17 protein-coding genes are annotated in these 18,204 nt (G+C 68.0%); 3 read left to right on the top strand and 14 right to left on the bottom strand.

The genetic code is table 11. The annotated features are described in order from the left end of the window. Window positions 1–294: 294 nt before the first annotated feature. Genes ABT170_RS33695 through ABT170_RS33705 form a run of 3 tightly spaced genes read right to left on the bottom strand, consistent with a single transcriptional unit; the run spans window position 295 to window position 1,923 of the window. Window positions 295–1,095: a GP88 family protein gene (locus tag ABT170_RS33695; protein ID WP_351873835.1), complete on the bottom strand. Its 801-nt coding sequence runs from the start codon at window positions 1,093–1,095 to the stop codon at window positions 295–297. Further along, window positions 1,092–1,523, bottom strand: coding sequence for a hypothetical protein (locus ABT170_RS33700; RefSeq protein ID WP_351873838.1), 432 nt, complete (start codon window positions 1,521–1,523; stop codon window positions 1,092–1,094). Before ABT170_RS33700 ends, ABT170_RS33695 begins: the two co-directional genes overlap by 4 nt. 46 nt (window positions 1,524–1,569) lie before the next feature. Beyond that, window positions 1,570–1,923: a hypothetical protein gene (locus ABT170_RS33705; protein WP_351873841.1), complete on the bottom strand. Its 354-nt coding sequence runs from the start codon at window positions 1,921–1,923 to the stop codon at window positions 1,570–1,572. A gap of 633 nt (window positions 1,924–2,556) precedes the next feature. Here ABT170_RS33705 and ABT170_RS33710 point away from each other — a divergent pair. After that, on the top strand, window positions 2,557–2,994 hold the full coding sequence (locus ABT170_RS33710) for a gamma-glutamylcyclotransferase family protein (protein WP_266815785.1): 438 nt from the start codon (window positions 2,557–2,559) through the stop codon (window positions 2,992–2,994). Between the two features lie 151 nt (window positions 2,995–3,145). Further along, entirely contained in the window at window positions 3,146–4,081 is a 936-nt protein-coding gene (locus tag ABT170_RS33715) for a class II glutamine amidotransferase (protein WP_266815786.1), read from the top strand. A gap of 83 nt (window positions 4,082–4,164) precedes the next feature. On the opposite strand, the gene ABT170_RS33720 is transcribed toward ABT170_RS33715, so the two are convergent. The 9 genes from ABT170_RS33720 to ABT170_RS33760 form a co-directional block, all read right to left on the bottom strand. Next, window positions 4,165–5,775: an amidoligase family protein gene (locus ABT170_RS33720; protein WP_351873845.1), complete on the bottom strand. Its 1,611-nt coding sequence runs from the start codon at window positions 5,773–5,775 to the stop codon at window positions 4,165–4,167. Next, window positions 5,772–6,314, bottom strand: a complete 543-nt coding sequence (locus ABT170_RS33725; RefSeq protein WP_266815788.1) for a hypothetical protein — start codon at window positions 6,312–6,314, stop codon at window positions 5,772–5,774. Before ABT170_RS33725 ends, ABT170_RS33720 begins: the two co-directional genes overlap by 4 nt. 15 nt (window positions 6,315–6,329) lie before the next feature. Continuing rightward, a complete protein-coding gene (locus tag ABT170_RS33730) occupies window positions 6,330–7,652 on the bottom strand; it encodes an amidoligase family protein (RefSeq protein WP_351873848.1) in 1,323 nt (440 codons plus the stop codon). A gap of 62 nt (window positions 7,653–7,714) precedes the next feature. Beyond that, on the bottom strand, window positions 7,715–9,193 hold the full coding sequence (locus ABT170_RS33735; RefSeq protein WP_351873851.1) for a hypothetical protein: 1,479 nt from the start codon (window positions 9,191–9,193) through the stop codon (window positions 7,715–7,717). A gap of 2 nt (window positions 9,194–9,195) precedes the next feature. Next, window positions 9,196–10,338 carry a DUF4417 domain-containing protein gene (locus ABT170_RS33740; protein ID WP_351873853.1) on the bottom strand — a complete coding sequence of 381 codons (1,143 nt, stop codon included), beginning with the start codon at window positions 10,336–10,338 and terminating at the stop codon, window positions 9,196–9,198. Next, complete coding sequence (locus ABT170_RS33745; protein WP_351873855.1) at window positions 10,335–11,666, bottom strand: ParB/RepB/Spo0J family partition protein; 1,332 nt, start codon at window positions 11,664–11,666, stop codon at window positions 10,335–10,337. Before ABT170_RS33745 ends, ABT170_RS33740 begins: the two co-directional genes overlap by 4 nt. Window positions 11,667–11,738: 72 nt before the next feature. Continuing rightward, window positions 11,739–12,779, bottom strand: a complete 1,041-nt coding sequence (locus ABT170_RS33750) for a replication-relaxation family protein (RefSeq protein ID WP_351873858.1) — start codon at window positions 12,777–12,779, stop codon at window positions 11,739–11,741. Next, entirely contained in the window at window positions 12,776–15,157 is a 2,382-nt protein-coding gene (locus ABT170_RS33755) for a type IV secretory system conjugative DNA transfer family protein (protein WP_351873861.1), read from the bottom strand. Before ABT170_RS33755 ends, ABT170_RS33750 begins: the two co-directional genes overlap by 4 nt. An 18-nt stretch (window positions 15,158–15,175) precedes the next feature. Next, on the bottom strand, window positions 15,176–15,703 hold the full coding sequence (locus tag ABT170_RS33760) for a hypothetical protein (protein ID WP_351873864.1): 528 nt from the start codon (window positions 15,701–15,703) through the stop codon (window positions 15,176–15,178). Between the two features lie 267 nt (window positions 15,704–15,970). Between ABT170_RS33760 and ABT170_RS33765 the strand changes: the two genes are divergently transcribed. Continuing rightward, complete coding sequence (locus tag ABT170_RS33765; RefSeq protein WP_351873867.1) at window positions 15,971–16,429, top strand: hypothetical protein; 459 nt, start codon at window positions 15,971–15,973, stop codon at window positions 16,427–16,429. A 49-nt stretch (window positions 16,430–16,478) separates the two neighbouring features. On the opposite strand, the gene ABT170_RS33770 is transcribed toward ABT170_RS33765, so the two are convergent. Together ABT170_RS33770 and ABT170_RS33775 are read right to left on the bottom strand one after the other, a co-directional pair. After that, window positions 16,479–17,525 (bottom strand): C40 family peptidase, encoded by a 1,047-nt coding sequence (locus tag ABT170_RS33770; RefSeq protein WP_351873869.1) that lies wholly within the window; start codon window positions 17,523–17,525, stop codon window positions 16,479–16,481. A gap of 10 nt (window positions 17,526–17,535) precedes the next feature. Next, complete coding sequence (locus ABT170_RS33775) at window positions 17,536–18,189, bottom strand: hypothetical protein (RefSeq protein ID WP_351873872.1); 654 nt, start codon at window positions 18,187–18,189, stop codon at window positions 17,536–17,538. Between the last annotated feature and the right edge of the window lie 15 nt (window positions 18,190–18,204).

Consider the following 18,204-nt stretch of genomic DNA (forward strand, 5'->3'; position numbering starts at 1 on the left):
GCCTGATCGTTTCCTGCAGGGCGCGGTGATGCGCCAGCGGGGTGATGCTGTTGTACGTGGCCAGCGGCCCCTTCCTGTGCTTCCGCGTGGGACGGAAGGGCGCAGGTAGAAACCAGGCTCACAACGTACAGCGATTCGTGCGATTAAGCAATTCGTGGTGTGCGCGTCGAGAGCGGCTCCGGCTCAGACGGGACGGCGCGCGGGCGGGCCCGGGGAGCCTGTGCTCCCCGGGCCCGCCCCAGGAGTTCGCCTACTACGAAATGCCGACCCGCTGCCGACGGCGTCGCGCGTCAGTCAGGAAGCGAGATGGAGGGCGCGCGCGGCGGCCCGCTTCCGCTTTTCGGCGATCTTCTTGTCCAGCGCCCGCTGCAAGCTGCCGAAGGTCTCGCTGCCCTGCCGCTTGAGCAGCGCCGGGATCCGATTTGCTGGAATTCCGACCTTTGGCGACTCGCTCAGGACCGACAGTAGATCGGACTCCGTCTGGTCGGTGTAGCCCGCCGCCTCTACCTCCTCGGCACTGGGGAACACTTCGGCATGACGGTCCGGACGGTCGCCTTCGAGGACGAGTAGATGGTCTTCCATCCCGCCCAGGCTGTAGCACCAGAGGAAGTTCTTGGGTGGATTCGGCTCGACCAGCCTGCGAAACATGGAAACGGATTTCGTGTAGCAGTAGAACCAGGTGTCTTCCGGTGCGTCGCGCATAATGCGCAGCCACGCCTCAAGGTATTCGTCTGAATGGAAATCTCCGGAATCGTGAAGCCTGATCCATTTGCCTCGGAATCGCTTATGGCGGATTTCCTCGGCCATCTGTGCTTCCCAGTCGGCAAGTGCGTGCATCGTCATCCACATATTGCGCTCATGTGCGGCCAGTACCACCGGAAAACGATACGTTCCAACTCGGGCGTAGCACAGCTTGGCGCACGCCCCGGCCTCAGGGCAGGCGTTGTACGTCGATCCGTCCGCGAATCGTCCTGCCCAGGCGGGAAGTGAAAAGTTGAAGATCCCTTCTGCCCGCAGCTGGCTGTTCTGAGTAAGGAGTCGGCGCGGCTTCTGGGTGTTCGTACGGGTCTTCTCGGTGGTCGTGGTGTCGCTCATGTCGTGCTTTCCGGCTGGTGGGAGTCCCGGGCATCGGCCGGGCAGTTGTCGTGAGGTGCGGCACACGCGTGCACCCCGAACTTGGTGACGCCGTCCGGCGACATCAGCGCCAGGTAGGCGAGGCCGATGTCGAGTTGCTGGCCGGCCTGCGCGGTGTGCTTCTTGGTCGGGAACTGGATGGCGTCGCCGCGGCTGCCGATCGCTTTGGCGGCGGACTCTCGATGCTGCTCCAGTGCGTATTCAGGCCTGCGGTGCAACTCGAGCATCGCTACCGGCAGTGCCCACAGCAGGTGCTCGGTGAGCCCGTCGTGGAAGATCTGTTCCTTCTCGGTGAGCCGGCGGGGAGTCGGAACTGACACGACGGTGATGCGCGGTTTGGCCTGCGGGGGCTGGGCGCTCGGCTGGGACTGGGGGGTCTGGGAGGGCATCGGTGCTATTTCGATCTGGTCGGATACGCGGGGGCGCGGGTTCTGGCTAGCTGCACGGGAGCGTGCCGGGCAGTTGGTGCGGGATCGGGCAGTCGTCTCGGTGGGCGGGCGACGTGCGGTAGAGCGGGGACTCGGCAAGTTCACGGGTGTTGTGCAGCCAGTCGCCGTAGTCGGCGAGACTGGTGACGCACACCGTGGGGACCTGCGCCGCGCAGTGCGGACATGGAGCGACGGGACTGAGGGCGAAGCGCCGGTCCTCGTCGTACGCGGCGAGGAACTCGCGGGGAGAGTCCCCGCCCGATATCCGCAGCCGTAGGGCATGGCAGATCGCCCCCTCGGCCACGGGGTGCACTTCATCGGCCTGGCAGGAGATGGCAACCCAGCGCTTGAGGCAGAGCACGCGGCGCAGCATGCGCCGTGCGCAGTCGGTGGTGGCGAAGACAGCGTACGGAGCTGTAGACGCTGCACCGACGCAGCCTGCGGTACCGCTTTCGGCCCGCTGGCCAGCCGCGCGGAGCGCTGCTTGGTCGAGCTGAGCGAGAGAGCGCGTCCTCATGATGAACGGCATAGTCAACTCCATTTAAAAGACGGCCTATTGGAAGGAATGACGGGCCCGGGCGGCAAGGGCACGCCCGGGCCCGGAGCCTCCGCCGCGCTGGGAGGGGCCGGGGGAGGCTGAGCCGCACGAAGCGGCTCCTTCGAGGTGGCGTGTGGACGATGGGCCACGCCCACCGACACCTCAAGAGTACGTCAATAAAACCATTTAAGCAATATCGTACGCCGATGTGTCTCGCTTGTACCGGCCGTGGCCCCTCGGTCGGCGTCTAGGTGTCCCGGCGGGCGGCCCGTGGGGTCGGGAGGGTCGCGACCGCCTGGCGTTCGCCGCCCCGGTCGACTCGGGGGGAGGTGGGGCGGGCGGGAGGTGGACGCTTTGAATCTGATAGTTGCTTAATTGGAAATGATGCTGTAGAGTTGCGTCATCGGCGCCGGAGAACGTGACCGGCGAGCATTAAGCAGAAAGGTGGCGGACGACTTGTTCACCACTGACCAGAAGCCCGTTTTCGTCTACGGCACGCTCCGTGCCGGACAGGGCAACTACTTTGGCATCCTCAAGGGCACCACGGTTCAGGAGCGCCCGGCGATCCTGAACGGCTACACCCTCTTCGGTCGCGGAGTCCCCTTCGCTGTTCAGCGTGAGGACCGGATCGTCGTAGGTGAGGTCATGGACGTCGACACCGAGCTGTGGCCCGGAGTGCTCCGTAATCTCGACCGCCTTGAGGGCTACCACGGTGAGGGATGCACCAACATGTACGACCGCGAGGTTCGTACGGTCACTCTTGACGACGGCAGCACGGTCGAGGCGTACGTCTACCTCGCGGGCAAGTCGTCCCGCCGCTGGTTCATCGACTCCGAGGAGATTCCCGGCGGGGACTTCGTCAAGGCGGAATCCCAGTACGGGTACTCCTGGTAGTCCGCATCGCCACCGCATGAACCCCAATACCGGGCGGCGGATGGCACAACTCATCACGAAACACCCGTCAGGCCGCGTGCCGCGCGGCCTGACGGCTTGAGCAGTACACCCGGGCCCCTTCTGGGCGTCCGAGGCGAAGTAAGGAACAACCATGTGCGGTCTGTTCGGAGTTATCCGCAACCAGACCTGTGACCCCACTCGCGCAACCATCATGTGCGTTGCCCTCGGCCAGTTGGCCGAAGAGCGGGGTAAGGACTCAGCGGGGCTGGCAATCGCCACCTCCGCGACCAAGAAGCTCGACCGGCGCCCGGTCACCAACCGGCGCGACGTGACGGCGGGCGGCTGGCGCATCATCAAGGGACCGGGCCGGTTCCGTGACGTGTGGAAGCCCACGTACAGGAGCGCCCTCGACGCGGCACCCGTCGCTCTCGGGCACACCCGATGGAAGACGCAGGGTGGGACCACGCTGGTCAACTCCAGCCCGCTCCAGGTCGGTCAGCTCATTGGCACGCACAACGGAGACGTTGACGCGTGGCCGCTCAGGGCGGAGTTCGATCTCCAGCGGCCGACCGGTGACACTGACACCGAGGTCCTGTACCAGGCACTCGACCAGGCGGGCGGGGTCATCCTGCCCACCCTTGACGTCCTGAAGGCCACTGTGGGCCGAGCCGCGCTGGCGTGGACCGACCGGCGCTGGCCGCAGCTCGTCATGCTGGCACGTACAGCGGTGAGCCCGCTCTCCATCGCTGTCGACACGGACGGGAACCTGTACTGGGCGTCCAACCCGGGATGGTTCCGCAAGGCCGCTCGGGCAGCGGACGTCACCATCGCGACGATCCTGATGGTGCCGGAGGGAACGCTGATGATGGTGGACTACTCCAAGGGCGCGCCGGTTCTCGCGGGCGACCGTCAGTTCACCGCCACGGCGCGTGCCAAGGACGACCGGCTGGCTCACCTCGTCGCATACCGGGGCTTCAGCATCAAGGACCAGGCGGCAGACGAGGAGGTGTGCGGCCACCGGACGCTCCGTGAGCCCCAGCGCTCGCGGTCCGTTCCGCCGACGCTGTGGCTCTCACCCAGCAAGTGAACCAGCGATCCCGAAATAGGGGCCGGGCACCGCATCATGCGGTGCCCGGCCCCTATTCTTCCTGTCCCTCGCCCTGTCGGAGTTCAACGCCCGTCGTGCCAGCGGGTGCCGGCGAACAGCGCGGCGACCTGCGCCCGGTTCTCCTCCCGGCTGAAGATCCTGTCCACCATGCTGCGGAACGAGCGCGTGGTGTTGGTCCACGCCTCGCCGGTCAGCGGACCACGCTGGCCGGCTGCGGCCCGGGCCCGGCGGTGATGCCCGACACGCTGAGGGGGCGGCGCAGGGGTAGTTCCGGCCTCTCGCAAAGCCGCGTTCGTCAGGCCGAGCGACACGTTGACCTGCGCCTGGATGGTTCCGGGGTCCAACGAGCCGTCCCACATCCGGAACTCGGCATGATCGCTCTCCCGCCCGCTGACGGACTGGAAGTTCAGCCCGATGTGGTGGCTGTTGTTGTAGCTCTGCACGGACGAGACCGAGGTGTATGGGCGTGATGGCTCGCTGTTCGGGGTGCACCACTCCAGGCCACGATGCCGGTCGGCTCCCGGATTCTGGGCGACTCGGTATATGACGTCCTCGTACCCGGCCACGGTGTTGATCAGCTGATTGTGGTTGGCGACGGTGTGGTCGTAGTCAGGAACGGCCACATGGACGTGACCACCAGTTCGCGCGCTGGCGATACCTCCGTTGCGCTGGACGATCTCGCACACCTGCGCCAGGTTGTTCCAGGTCTGCGGCTCGTCGTACAGGATCGGCGAGACAATCTCACCCGCGACGGTCCCGTCCCTCTCCAGGCGCCAGGCATTCGGGGCGTCGGTATACCCCTCGCGCGCCGAGGCGTGCCAGCCGTGCATGTACGGGTCTGGTGCGATGCCGGCGGCGTGAAGGTCGCGAGCGATCCGCTGGTTAGCTGCCTGCCGCTCGGACTGCGGCATCGACGGGGGGTAGTCGAACTCGATCTCGACACCGAAAGCACGCCCGCCTTCGCGCGCGCCGAGGCCCCCGGTGGCGTTCTCCGTCATGTACGGCACCAGCGCTTCGCCCGCGTTCCTGCGCGCCCGGGCCTGGTCGTACGCCTCCTGGAAGGCGTCCATGTCGTCCGAGTAGGAGCGCACCGCGGGTTGCGACGCTCTTTCGGCACGTGCTTGGTCCTGTGCTGCGATTGAGGCGGCATGCTCGGCGGCGACCTCGTTGAGAACTTCCTGGGCCGCCGCCCGGTCGACTGCCGTATGGCCATGGGAGCTGAGCGTTTCCTGAATCAGGTTGGCCATCGCAGCCCGACGGTCGCACGTGCTGGCGTCACCGCCGTCGTGCAAGTCGGGGCACAAGCACTGAAGATCCTCTGACGTCACCTCCGGCTGGCCGGAGGGGCCACGGGTGACTCGGACGTCACCGTAGACGTGATGACTTTCGATGTTGCCGCCTACTTGGACCAGGGCGTCCTGCTCGTCAGTCACTTGGCCCAGAATGACGTCTGGACGCCGTGGCAGAAACACCATGTGGTCATCACTGCTGGTCACATAGAACTGATTAAGAGGTGCATCCTCCGCACTGGTGTCAATGATGCGAACCTCGGCGCGTTCTGCCCGTTCCTCAATGGTCAGCGGCGCGGCCTCGGCAACGAGCGTGTCGGTGCCGCGCGTCGGCGCGACGCTGTGGTGCTGGTGATCTATACGGCTTCCCGAACCCACGGTCATTCCCCTCGGACATTGGGCGGCAGCGCGCCCTCTGCAGCAGCCACCTGGATCACGCCGGCCTCGTGGAGCGAGACCAGCAGGCTCCATTCGTCATCCGGCTCGATCCAGACCAGCGCCCCATCCGGCCCCTCGGGCCGGGCCAGCCGACCAGCCGGCTTGTAGAACGTGGTCACCAGGACGAGCGGTACCGGGGCGTCCCAGCGGCTGACCACAGGCGGCGTGTCCCGCGGGGCGAGGATCGCCTGCTGCTGCTCGGGTGTGCACTGCCCGAATTCCTCCGATGCCGCGAGCACCGCCTGCATCTGGACCTGAAGGCGCAGGGCGAGCCGGATGCGGGCTGCTGCCTTCTCCTTCGGGCTGACCAGTTCGGGGTACTCCGGAATCAGACCTTCCACGAGCTCGGTCGGGGTGTCGGCGTAGCCGCGCCAGCTCCCTCCGTCGTAGATCATCTCGAAGACGTAGTTGCCCCCGTCCTCCTTGGTGGGCGGGTCCAGCGGCGTAGCGGCGGACGAGGCGTTGCGGGTACGGATGAAAGTCATGACATCTCCCATGGATTAGCGGCCCTGCCAGCGAGTTTGCTGGAACAGAGAGGTTGCCTGCGCCTTATCCTCGGGGCGCTGGAAAAGCGAGTCGACCATCTGCCGGAAGTCGGCGGTGTTCGTGCGCCAATCGTCACCGGAGAGCCGGCGCCGCTGTCCGACACCGGCTTGGCTGCGCTGCTCCCGGTGGCTTCCCAACGCCATGCGTGAACCGGCAGGGGCGCTGTCCTGGCGGACAGCTGCAGCTGCCAAGCCCAAGGACAGCTTGACCTGCGTCTGGATCACCGAGGGGCTGAGCGAGCCGTCCCACAGCCGGAACTCACCATGGGCGCTCTGCCCGCCGCGCATTGCCCCGCTCAGGTTCACGGCCATGCCGTGGTACGACTGGACCTGCGAGAGGGCCGTGTACCCCTGGGACGGAACGGGGTTGGGTCGGCACCAGCGCGTGCCGCGGTGACGGTTGCCTTCGGACGACGGATTCTGGGCGAGCCGGTACAGGACGTCCTCATGCTGAGCGTAGGTCTGCATGAGCCGGGTGTGGTTGGCGACGTCGTGGTCGTAGTCGTGCATGCCCACGTGGACATGACCGCCTGTACCGAACGAGGCGCGACCGCCGTTGCGTTCGACGATCTCGCACACCTGCGCCAGGTTGTTCCAGGTCTGCGGCTCGTCGTAGAGGATCGGTGAGACGATCTCGCCCGCGACGGTGCAGTCGTCCTCCAGGCGCCACGCGTTGGGGGCGTCGGTGTACCCCGCCTGCTGCTGCGCGTGGTACCCGTGCTGGCGGCTGTCGCGGGCCAGACCCGCTTCGTGCATCTCACGGCCGATGTTCCGGAGCGCCGTACGTCGGTCGACGCCGGGCTGGATGTCGAACTCGATCTCGACGCCGAACCCACGGCCGCCCTCGCGGGCGCCGAGACCACCGGTGGCGTTCTCCGTCATGTACGGGATGACCTGTTCACCGCGTTCCGCACGGTCACGGGCGGCTTCGAAGTCACGCTGAAAAGCGTCGAAGTCGTCGGTGTAGTTGACCGGCCGGTCCGCCGGCCACTGTTCCCGGGCCTGTTCCTGAAAGGCGGTGGCCGCCTGGTGCTCGGCCGCGACCTCGTCCAGGACCTGCTGGGCGGCAGCACGCTGAACCGCTCGCTCATCAACGCCGAGGTGCCCCTCCGTGGAGCTGCCCCGCTGTGCCGGCACGTTGCCATTCATCGCCGAAAGGAGAGCATCTATCGCCTCTTGGGATAGGTGGGCTTCCTCGTCTGACGCCGTGATGGTGGCATTCGACGCGGTGGTGGCTACGAGGTGGTGCTGGTGGTCGATCCTGCTGCCGGAACCCATCGTGATGGCTCCTTTCGTTGCTCTGGGCGGACGGGGCGGTGTGCGGACTTGCGCGGTGGGCGCTACCAGCCCGCTGAGTCGGGCTGTTGCCAGCGGGTGACGGCATAGAGCGCAGCGGCCTGCTCCATCTGGCTGCGGCGGTTGAAGATCTCGTCCGTGAACCGCCGGAAGTTGAGGGAGTTGGTCTCCAGATCCGGGATGGAAAGCCGCTGGTCGGGCCCCCATTCCTGGCGGTGGCGCCCCAACGACATCGGCTCGTTGTGCCGGGAATGTGAGGGGCCTCCTCGAACGGCTGCGGCCACCATGCCCAGGGAGAGATTGACCTGCGTCTGGATGACGGCGGGATCGACCGAGCCGTCCCACAGTCGAAATTCGCCGTGGTCGCTGCGTTCGCCGCGCGCCGCCGTGAGGTTGACGGCCATGCCGTGTTGTGCGCGGCTTCGGACGTCGGGCAGGGAGCGGAAGCCTGCTGAGGGGACGCGGTTGGGCTCGCACCACTCCGTCCCGCGGTGTGCGGAGTCCGGGGCGTTCCGGTTGGCCGCGAGCCGGAACAGGACGTCCTCGTAGTCGCCGTACATCTGCATCAGCCGGTGGTGGTTGGCGATGTCGTGGTCGTAGTCGTGCAGACCGACGTGGACGTGCCCGCCGGTCCGCTCGCTGGCGCCGCCCCCGTGCCGCTGGACGATCTCGCAGACCGTGGCCAGGTTCTGCCAGGTCTGCGGCTCGTCGTAGAGGATCGGTGAGACGATCTCGCCGGCGACGGTGCAGTCGTCCTCCAGGCGCCACGCGTTGGGGGCGTCGGTGTACCCCGCGTTCTGCTGCGCGTGGTAGCCGTGCTGGCGGCTGTCGCGGGCCAGGCCGGCCTCGTACAGGTCCCGGCCGATGGCGCGCATGGCCTCGTCGCGGTCGTCATAGTCGCCGTCGGTGTCGAACTCGATCTCCACTCCGAAGCCGCGCCCTCCCTCGCGGGCCCCCAGGCCTCCTGTGGCGTCTTCGAGCAGGAAGGGCACTGCTGCCTCACCGCGGACTTCTCGGTTCCAGGCGGCATCGTGGATCTCACGGAATGCTTCGAAGTCCTCTACGAAGCTGATCTCCGGCTCACTGGGCCACCGGTCGCGGGCCTGCACCGCCAGGGCGGCTGCTGTCTGGTGCTCCTCCAGGACCTCGTCCAGAACCAGTTGCGCGGCGGCACGCTGCACGGGACCACTGGCCGGCGGCTCGCTGGCCCGGGGAGGAAAGCCTGGGTTCTGCTGCTCTTCGGCGTCCTCACGCTCGACGTCCTCAATGAGGCCGGGCGCGTTCCACAGGTCGTGCTCGTGTCGAAGCCGGTCACGCAGGCCCCAGTACTCAATGGATTCCTCGAGCGTGGCTTGGCCGTTGTTCTCCTCCCAGCGGGTCTGGAGCTGCAGGCACTGGTCGATGAGGTCACGCTGACGCTCGGGCATGAGGTCGACGCCACCGGCCGGGGCCTCGATCGTCAGCCCCGCCGTGGTGGTGGCGACGAGGTGGTGCTGGTGGTCGATCCTGCTGCCCGAGCCCATGATCAGGCCCCGTTCCGTGCGGTGATCGTCCCGTCGGCGAGCCTGGCGTAGAAGCGGACGTTGGCGGTGAACAGGTCTTCGGTGCGGGCCTGGGTGTCGACGCGTCCCTCCGCCGTCATGACCGCGCCGTGACGGGCGTACTGCAGCGGGTTCTGGCTGATCAGGTAGAGGCGCCCGGGGAAAAGCGCCTGGAGCGTGGCGATGCGGTCGGCCCGGCTCGCCCCGGTGAGGACCATGGGCAGGTCCGGCGGGAGCGTGGCGGCCAGGTAGGTCAGACCGGGAACCGCCATCTCCTCCCAGTCGGCCTGGGTGCGGAAGGTCTGCAGATTCATGGCGAGGGCGGGCGGGAGCGTGGGGGACTCGTCGAGCCAGTCGAGGTAGCGGTCGAGGTCCTCCAGCCGCAGCCAGTAGATGTTGGGGACCGCGGTGACGCCGGCCGCTGAGAGTTCCTGCGCGAGCATCAAGTTGCGCCGCATGTTGATCAGGTTCTCGGCGCGGGGCTGGTTGAAGTACATGCTGGCGTTCGGCGTGAGAACGAGGTCCCACTCCTGGGCGGCGAGCATGTCGGCGAAGCCGTCGGCCTTACGCCGAGTCCAGTAGGCCTCCACGAGCGGGTCCTCCGCGTACCCGCTGAGGATGGCCTTCTGCTCGCCCCGCAGGTCCAGGAACTGGCGGGCGGTCTTGCCCTCCCAGCGCGGGAACAGCTTGTGGGTCCTGGGGCTGATGACCCGGCGCAGCCCGAGCGCGTAGGCGGGCCAGTTGAGCTGGGCGTCGAGCGTGCGCACATCGTGCCCGTCGACCTGGGGGGTGAACAGGGGCAGGTCGGGGAGCGCGCCCGGTACGCACAGGCCGGTGAAGTGCATGGTGTTGCCGATGTCCTTCATCCAGGCATCCCGGTCGGGCCGGGTGCCGCAGCGGATGGGGCAGCGGGTGCAGGCCAGGCCCGGCTCGCTGCCGGGGACCGGGTCCTCGGCGCGCGCGCAGCCGCAGTACTCGCAGCTGGAAGTGCAGCCTGAGCAGACGGGTTCGACGGCCCGAGGGTTGTCCATGAAGAACGGGCAGTTGTTGCAGTCGCACCCGGACGCGGGTGCGGGAGCGGAGGGAGCGGGCTGCCCGATTCCGGGCATCGGCAGGGAGACGGTCATGCGACGGTCCTTTCAGCGCCGGCGCTGGTGTGGCGCTGGAGATCGGTCAGGAGCATGCGGAGCGAGCCCGCATCGAATCGGTGCAGGCTGCGGCCTTGGGCCAGCTGCGCGTTGAGGCCGCGCAGCCCCTCCAGGGCAGCGGCGAGTACCGGCGGGTCGACAGGTTCAGGCGTCTCATCCCACTCATCGGCTGGCAGGGACTGCTCGCCGTCCGAGGCGGCCAGTCCCAGCGAAGAGCCCTGGGGTCCGGTCGGCCCGGCGTGGCCGCTCGGGGACGCGGCCTCGGCGCTGTCGGAGACAGCCGATTCCTGCGCCTCGCCGTCGGCCGACTCCGCGAAGTCCTCGCTCCCGTTTTCCTCCCCCGGGGCAGTGCTGCGGGACAGCGTCGCGGCACGTTCCGCGTTGGCCTGCTCGTGGGCAGTGACCGCGGTGCTGACCGCGATCTCGGCCGGCATCTCCGGGTTCGTGGCCTGTGCTCGGGTGGCCGCCGAGAGCAAATCGGTACGCCCCAGCCGCTTGACGGCCTGCCACAGCTCGGAGGCGGCCTCACGGCGGCCGCGGCTGAGACGGGCCAAGTTCGTCCGCGCGGCCAGCGCGACCTGGTGCTGGTCCATGTCCGCGGACAGTTCGCGCGGCAGGGTCCGGAAGGCGGCCACCACCTCACGGGCACGCCGCGAGGTGATCTGCAGACCGAGGCGGCGCAGCACGAGATTCCACGGGGCGGCCAGGTTGGCGTCGCTGCCGCGCAGCTTCTCCAGGGCCTCGAAACGCGCGACAGGGTCTTCGAGCCGCTGGATGTCCTCGCTCACCTCGATGCCGGCGTTGTCGAGCTGGGTGCGCAGGATCGCGCTGCGCTCGAGCAGCAGGGCGTTGGCGAGCTCGCCGGGCTGGAGGTCTTCCCGCGCCAGGTTCTCCACCAGCTGCCACGTGCGGCGGTCCTCATCACTGATCGGCCCGGGGCAGATGACTGCGGGCAGCTTCTCGAACCGGGGGTTGTCCGGCTGGTTGACCGCACCCCAGCGGCAGGCCCGGTAGCGGCGCTCGCCGATCACCAGGCGCCGCTGGACGCGGCCCTCCGGGCCGGGCAGCTCTTCCACCAGGACCGGGTGGAGAACCCCGACGGCCGAGATCGAGGTGATCAGGTCGGCGAGGCCTTCGGGGCTGGTGCTCGGTCCGGGGCCACGCCCCTGCACGTCGGTGTAGACCGAGCCGCGCATCGGCAGCAGCTCGAAGCGCCGCTGGCGCAGTTGCTCAGAACTCTCCAGGGCCTTGGCCAGACCCGCGGTCGCGCGTGTGGGGGCCAGGGATTCTTCAACAGCGATGCTCATCAGCGGAGCCTCCTTTCACAGGTCGGTCGTCAGGCGGGGTGCGCCCGGCCCCGAGGGTTGTCGCGTAGCAGGTCAGCGGGGTGTGGGCGAAGCCGGCGGGTGCCGAGCGGGCGCCGCGGAGCTCGGTTGGCGAAGGAGCATGTCGGTCAGGGGATGCCGCTCTTCGGGCGTCCCGCGCAGCAGCGGGGTGAAGATCTGCGCGAACGGCCCCCGCTCGCGCAGCTGTTGGAGAGTGGTGACTCCGACCGAGAGCTGACGGGCGATCCGGGCCAGGCGTGGGTCGACCCGCGTGAGCGTGTACAGGTCCTCGGTGCGGTCGGCGAGTCGCTTGGCCAGGGTGGGGCCGGGCACGCCGTCCAGGATGATCAGCAGGCGCGGGAAGGCCGGATAGGTGTGCTGCCACGCAGACCGGGTCGATGCCGCGGAACGCTTCGCACGGTCGGGGTGCTGGGGAACGAACTCGTACAGCCGCCCGTACGCGGACACCTTCTTGGCGAGCTCGGCCGTGGTCATGGTGGCCCGGTCGAGCTCGATGAACAGGTTCAGCATCGTGCGCGCCTGGCGGTGGACGTGCACGTAGTGCAGGACGGCGTCGGAGATGACGTGGTCGTCCTCGAACCTGCGCTGCCCGTCGCGGATACGGTGGGCGACCTCCGGCGTCCACGACAGCGGTGTGCAGTCGTGGCCAAGCCGGTGTGCGTGCGCAACGAACGCGATCCCGACCTCGTTGACGGCCAGAGTGTGAGCCTGCCGCGTGCTGGCCGCCGATTCGGGTGTGACCCGGTAGCGGCGGGAGAACACCTCTGTCGCCTGTTCCACGGCGTCCGCGCCCGACTCCGTCAGGAACCACACGTAGGGCCTGTTGAAATGGTGACCTCCGCCGGCCTGGCCCTGAGCCCGAAGACGCTGGACAAGTCCGCTCTCTTCGAGATCTGCGAGCTGCCTGCGCAGGTAGGAGGATCCGCGGGCGGCAGGGGTGAGCAGCCGGTGAAGCTGGCCCGTGGTCATGATGCGGTGCTGGTAGAGCAGGTCGAGGGCCGTTTTGGCGATGGCATGGAAGCTGCGGGTCCGCTGCGGCCGGTGCAGCGGCTCGTGATCGGTCAAGGTGCTCATCCGACTCGTGACCCCTTGTTCTTGATGAGGAAAGTGACGTTGTCGGGGGCCGGCTCCTGCTCCGCGGGCGGGTCAGGGGTGTCACCCGACGGCCCCGGCCCCGCGTCGTCGACCGGCGGCTCATCCGGACCCGTGCCCGGGTCCTCGTCGTCCGGCGGCGGGGGCGGGAGCGTGGCCAGGAACATCCGGAGGCGGGTGTCGAGCTTGCCGAGATCGTCGAGGATGTCCCGCACCCGGCGCCTGCGCAGGTTCTCGTTCACCGCCGTGTCCAGGCCCTCGACGTCGTCCTCGCGCAGGTAGTCGCCGTACAGTTCCTCGACACTCGCGCCGCGCACCCGGAAGGGGTTGGACTGCCCGCCGTCGAGGGTGACCGACATGACGTAGTGGTACCGCTGCAACTGCGAGATCGTGTCGGCTTCGACCTTCTTGCCCCACCTGCGCGTGACCAGCTGCGCCTCGTCGATGTCGCTGGCCGTCGTCGACAGGATCGACAGGTTCTGCATCAGCCCCTGCCGCGTCGTCGGCGAAAGACGCTGCGACATCTGCGTCATCGCCAGCAGCTTGACCTTGTACTTCCGAAGCTGCTCGGCGATCGCGGCGAGGGTTCCCTTGCTCGCACCGTCCACCGCGGTGAGCTCGTCGATGAACACGTAGAAGTCCTTGCGTTCCGCCACGGGCTGGGTGCGCCGCGAGAGGCCGGCCCGGAAGAGGTCGTAGATCAGCAGGCAGGAGACGATCCGGTCGGTGTCACCAGTGCCCGACGGGCACACGAAAACGATCTTCCCGGTGTCCATCGCACGCCGGATGTCGTACGTGCTCAGCGACGAACCCAGAAAGCCCTTCAGGCTGTTGGAGCTGTCGAGCCGCTCGATGATGTTCGTGACGACGGGAGTCGCCTCGTTCGAGTACTTCGGGTAGGTGTGCACCCAGAAGTCGCGCAACGTTTTGGGCAGGTACGGCACGATGGCCTCGCGCCATTCCTCGTCGTTGAGCAGGGTGCGGATCTGGAAGATGGTCGGTGCCAGCTCCGGCTTGCCAGCCTGCGAGAGGATCCAGGAGAGACGCGCGAGGGTCTCGACGGACCTTGTGAGGATGGTCTTGGCTCGGCCGGCACTGTCGGACCAGTTGAGGGCGCTGGTGAAACCGGTGACGATCGCGTTGACGATGTCGGGGATGTCCGATTCCCCGCGGTTCTCCATGGACAGCGGGTTCCAGGAGCCGACCATGGCGTCGAGGTCCGGCGAGGTCAGGTCGATCTCCCACATGCGCGGGGCGATCTGCGGGTGCGCGAGATACGGGCGTGCCCGCTGCCACCCGTCACCGTGCGGATCCAGAAACATGGTTCCGTGGCCGTTGTGAGCGAGCGCGATAGCCTGGATCAAGCTCATCTCGGTCTTGCCGTAGCCGGCCTTCCCAAGGAAGAGGCCGAACAGGAGGTACGCCAAGGGCAGGCCCGCCAGGCGCTCGCCGCCACCGGGCTTGGACACCCACCCCAGGGGCAGCAGATCCGGCTGGCCGGTCCAGGTCGGCAGATTCGTCGGCGGCGGGGGCACCATGCCGCCGGAACGGGCAACGTTCGCCGCCATGTTGTGCTTCGTGGCCGGCTTGAGCAGCCCGGCGAGCTCGGCGCCGGTCACCCAGCTGGGTCGGCGCGGGGAGAACTCCCCGGTGGTGAATCGCCGGTCGAAACTGCGGCGGTACAGTTTCGAGTCCGCCCGAAGCCGCGTCACGAGCAGGTTCAGCCCGACCGGACGCAGGTGGTTGTCCCCGGCCCAGCCCTCGAGCGTTGCCATGATCTGTTCCAGCAGCATCCGCGGCCGCGACGGGTCGGAGGAGCAGGTCCGGATCAGCAGCTGCAGAGCGAAAACGGGATCCGCACCCGGCCCGAACTTGCCCATGGCCGCCTTGATGTCGGTGTGGTTCGGCATGCGCTGCCGCTGGACCGGCCGCTGACCGCCGCCGCCGTGCTGGCCGCGCAGCTCCGCGGCGATCTGGCTGCCCACGGAGGCGAGCTGACCGAAGCCGGAGCCGCCCGCCCCCTGCTGGGGAAGGCCGGGTATCGAGGGCATGTTGCTCGGGTTGCGGCGCGCCTGCGCCAGCAGTCGGCTTCGGCGACGGCCGACCTTGGAGGGTGAGATCGGTACCAGGTCCAAGACGATGTCCGCCCGTTCGCCCAGGTCCTCGCGCACGTCGGCGACGGCCGCGGCGAGCGCTTCCAGCGGGTCGGGCTTGAGCGGCACCTCTCGCAGGGCGAGGTGGTCGGGGAGCGCGAGGGCGAGTTCGGCGCGGGCGAAGTGCTGCGTGGGCTTGTCCTTGCGGGGCTTGGGCCTGCGCGGCCCGCGTCCGTAGCCCTTCGGGGACTTCGAGTTCTTACTCATCACGACTTCCTTCGAGGGTCATGCCGCAAGGGCGGTTTGGGTGTCGGTGTCGAGGCCGTCACCAAGGCGGATCTCCGGGCGCTCGGCGTCGGCCATCGCGGCACCGACGGCACGCATCTCGCACTGCCGGTAGCCCTGGTGGCGCAGGACCTCTGCAGCCCGGGCCGGCCCCTCGACGCGCATAGTCAGCAGCCCGTTCTGCGATAGCAGCCGCACGCGGACCGCAGTCCCGCGTACCGGGGTGAACGCCCAGCGCGAGACACTGCGCTGGGCCTGAGCCAGCTGCTTGGCGAAGCGCAGAACGTCCTCGAGCACGGGGTCGAAGCCAGTGGTCGGCAGAACCTCGAAGGCCTGCCGGTCCTTCAGCGGGCCGAGGCCGAGGCGTCGGCGCGCCACGGAGATGACCAGGGCGAAAGCTATGAAGACCGCGGGCACCAGGAACAGGAGCCACACGTTGCCGGATATCCACTCATAGGCGGCCTCGCCGTACGCGGGCAGCTCCTGGCCGAAGTCGATCACACGGTCGATGACATCGTTCGTGGTCATCGGGCGGCTCCGGGGCACGAAGCATCGGGGAACAAGGGGCGAGAAGGCATGTCGGAACTCCGGGGGGAAGGGAGTGCGTGCGGATGCCTATAGAGGTGTGTTTTTGGCGATCCGTGTGACATGCCAGGCCGAACTTTCTGATCTCGGCCGCAGCCGGCCGCAGCGGGCCGGCTCCACGAAGATGCCGCCTGCGGAGGGCGTCACCCCTGGGGGCGAACTCCGGGACTTCGCTTCAGGCCGCGGGCGCTGGGACCTAAGCTGTCCGGCATGCCCGATCTGACTGCCCCGCAGGCGAGCGAGCTGGCCGCGGCCGCCGATGCTGCCGCCGTGCTGCCATCGCAGCGCGCCGCGGTCCCGGTGCTGTGCCGCATGGCGGCTCTGGATCCGGTCACCGGCCGGGCGGCCAACACCGCCGAGCTCCTCGCCCTGTTGAAAGGTGAAGAGGCCGTCCTGCGCGCCGCCTTCGAGGTCGCGGGCCGGATGCTGGCTGGCGACACGCGGCCGGATGGTCAGGTCGTCTCCGTCGGCAACGCCTCAGGCAACCCGATGATGCTGTTGGCGGCCGGCGTCGTGCAAAGCAGCCTGAACGGTGAGCCGGAGCAGGCATGGGCTCAGGTCCAGCAGTATCCGCCCGCGCGGCGCGTGGCCCTCCTGTCCGTCCTGGTCTGCTGGCTCAACTACCACTTCGCGGGCCTTGGCCCGGTCGCTCTCGCGGTCCAGGAGTAGAACGCGGTCCGCAACAGAGACAAGCGGAAATCGGAACCTGCGGAACTGGTCAGCCCACTCGTTTCATGATCAGAATCTGGGATTCCCAGTACGACAGAGGCTTGATCCGCACCTGAAGCCCGGTCTTGGGGGCGTCGATGACCTGACCGTTGCCGATGAACATGGCGACATGCTCGGGGCGGGAGGCGCTGCCGCGGCTGAAGAGCAGGTCACCGGGCTGTAGATCGGCGGTAGAGCGCACTCGCGTCCCCTTGTTGACCTGGTCGTACGTAGTGCGGGGGAGGTTCACGCCGACGCTGGCCCATGCCATTTTCATGAGGCTTGAGCAGTCGCAGCCGTTGCCCTCTTTGAGGCTGAAGGGCCTGCGGCAGTTGCCGCCCCACTGGTAGTAGGTCTTCAGCGCCGTCTGCGCCGCGGCCACTACTTGGCCGGTGCGCCCGCTGCCGGCGGCGACCGGGGCACCTTCCGTCAGCTCGTCGGTCCACTTTTCGGCGAGACTCCGAATGATCTTGACGTAGTTCTGGGTATCCGGATAGGGCGGAATGCCGTTGTGCTTCTGCACCGCGTACGGCCCTGCGTTGTAGGCGGCCAGCATGTTGTCGGCCTTGTCGCCGGGGACGCCGCTGACCTCGTCGGCGATGTCGCAGTCGTAGTCGACGGCGGCCGGAACCGCATCGACGGGGTCGAGGACGTCCTTGTCGCCGTCGTTGTCGCCGTCCTTGCCGTGGCTCTTCCACGTCCCGGGGATGAACTGTGAGATGCCGCTGGCGACCGGTACTTTCACGATCTTGCCGTTCTTGTTCACTTCCTTGAAGGACTGGATCTTGGGGTCGAATTTGCTCTCCTGGTACAGCTGCGCCGCAAGCAGGGCTGGTGTGACTTCGGGGCATCCGTAGTCGTTGATGGCCTTGTCGATCAGCGTCCTCAGCCATTCCGGGACGTTGGCGCCCTTGGAGATGCCACCGCCGAACCCGGCGTTCTGTATGCCGTCGCCTGTGTCGCTGCCGAGCTTCGTCGCGACGGCCATCACGGCGGCGATGAGGACGGCGCAGACGCACAGCCAAGCGATCCCGAGGCTCATGAGTATCTTCTTCACCACGGCCTCCTCAGGCGTTGACGAGTGCGCCGACCCGCCAGGCGCCCGTGGGCACGTGGTGCAGTTCGAGCGCGATCTGTTCGTGTGAGCGGGCGGGCTGTTGGCCGGCCGATTGGGTGGTGCAGGTGTAGAGGACCCGCACGTAGGCCCGTGCCGCAGTTGCAGCAGGGGCGCCGTCGGGTGTTGCCACGCGGTCGATGGCGCAGGTCACGTGGGTCTTGTCGGTGACCCACTGCTGCCACAGCCGGACGGATCGGTCTCCGGGGTCACGCAGTCGGTCGGCGAAGCCGTCCGTTGCGTAGGTCGCCGCGCGACGGCCGGCGTCGCTGAAGGAGGCGTCACGGCCTGGACGCGCATCGTGCGCGGCCCACGCCGAGACGAAGCTGCGCGCTGTCTCTGCTGCCTTCGGCGGCACGGCCTGTGAGGCGGACAGTTCTTCGTCCGGCGCCGTGGTGTCCTGCGCGGCAGGAGCTGAAGGTCTGGTCGGCTCGGCCTCCGGGGTGGACGGCTCGGCCGGCGGGGCCGAGGGCGCAGGCCGATCGGCGCGCGGAGCGGTAGGTCCCGGATCGACGACTAGGAGCAGAACTCCGGTGACCGCCAGGAGGGCCGCCGCCGCAAAGAGCACCGGGACCTTCCAGGTGCTGGGGTTCTTGAGCGCGGACATCCGACACCTCCTGCA

The organism is Streptomyces sp. NPDC001787, from assembly GCF_040297465.1.
In the GTDB taxonomy this organism is placed as follows: Bacteria; Actinomycetota; Actinomycetes; order Streptomycetales; family Streptomycetaceae; genus Streptomyces.

Bases quoted from the DNA above. Each gene is read 5' to 3' on its own strand.
- ABT170_RS33700 (WP_351873838.1), bottom strand. From the start codon at position 1,523: ATGCCCTCCCAGACCCCCCAGTCCCAGCCGAGCGCCCAGCCCCCGCAG.
- ABT170_RS33765 (WP_351873867.1), top strand. From the start codon at position 15,971: ATGCCCGATCTGACTGCCCCGCAGGCGAGCGAGCTGGCCGCGGCCGCC.
- ABT170_RS33720 (WP_351873845.1), bottom strand. From the start codon at position 5,775: ATGACCGTGGGTTCGGGAAGCCGTATAGATCACCAGCACCACAGCGTC.
- ABT170_RS33715 (WP_266815786.1), top strand. From the start codon at position 3,146: ATGTGCGGTCTGTTCGGAGTTATCCGCAACCAGACCTGTGACCCCACT.
- ABT170_RS33775 (WP_351873872.1), bottom strand. From the start codon at position 18,189: ATGTCCGCGCTCAAGAACCCCAGCACCTGGAAGGTCCCGGTGCTCTTT.
- ABT170_RS33745 (WP_351873855.1), bottom strand. From the start codon at position 11,666: ATGAGCATCGCTGTTGAAGAATCCCTGGCCCCCACACGCGCGACCGCG.
- ABT170_RS33730 (WP_351873848.1), bottom strand. From the start codon at position 7,652: ATGGGTTCCGGCAGCAGGATCGACCACCAGCACCACCTCGTAGCCACC.
- ABT170_RS33740 (WP_351873853.1), bottom strand. From the start codon at position 10,338: ATGACCGTCTCCCTGCCGATGCCCGGAATCGGGCAGCCCGCTCCCTCC.
- ABT170_RS33735 (WP_351873851.1), bottom strand. From the start codon at position 9,193: ATGGGCTCGGGCAGCAGGATCGACCACCAGCACCACCTCGTCGCCACC.
- ABT170_RS33750 (WP_351873858.1), bottom strand. From the start codon at position 12,779: ATGAGCACCTTGACCGATCACGAGCCGCTGCACCGGCCGCAGCGGACC.
- ABT170_RS33755 (WP_351873861.1), bottom strand. From the start codon at position 15,157: ATGAGTAAGAACTCGAAGTCCCCGAAGGGCTACGGACGCGGGCCGCGC.
- ABT170_RS33760 (WP_351873864.1), bottom strand. From the start codon at position 15,703: ATGACCACGAACGATGTCATCGACCGTGTGATCGACTTCGGCCAGGAG.
- ABT170_RS33695 (WP_351873835.1), bottom strand. From the start codon at position 1,095: ATGAGCGACACCACGACCACCGAGAAGACCCGTACGAACACCCAGAAG.
- ABT170_RS33725 (WP_266815788.1), bottom strand. From the start codon at position 6,314: ATGACTTTCATCCGTACCCGCAACGCCTCGTCCGCCGCTACGCCGCTG.